We start from the raw sequence: 289 nt of genomic DNA, 5'->3' as shown, positions 1-289 counted from the left end.
GTATAATTCCGTCTAATTCAGCTTAATTGAAGCAACCAATATTAGGGGGTATGATTCGGGGTATCTGAAAATACCCCCTAAAACATACCCCCACCATGCCACTGAATGACCGACAAATCAAAAACGCCAAGCCCGCCGAAACAGGGAAAAAGACCAAGCTGTTTGACGGTGGCGGCTTGTATCTTGAAGTTACCCCAGCAGGCGGGAAAGTTTTCCGCCTGAAATACCGTATAGATGGCAAAGAGAAAACATTTACTATCGGCAAATATCCAACCGTATCACTGGTAGA

General features: G+C 45.0%; 1 protein-coding gene. It reads left to right on the top strand.

The window, feature by feature from the left end; translation table 11 throughout:
• Positions 1–95: 95 nt before the first annotated feature.
• Positions 96–289, top strand: a 194-nt coding sequence (locus HMPREF2572_RS10115) for an Arm DNA-binding domain-containing protein (RefSeq protein ID WP_148132331.1), incomplete at its 3' end; no start/stop codon positions are given.

This window comes from Neisseria sp. HMSC064E01 (assembly GCF_001808875.1).
GTDB lineage: Bacteria > Pseudomonadota > Gammaproteobacteria > Burkholderiales > Neisseriaceae > Neisseria > Neisseria sicca_A.
This window is presented reverse-complemented; position numbering and strand designations above follow the sequence as displayed.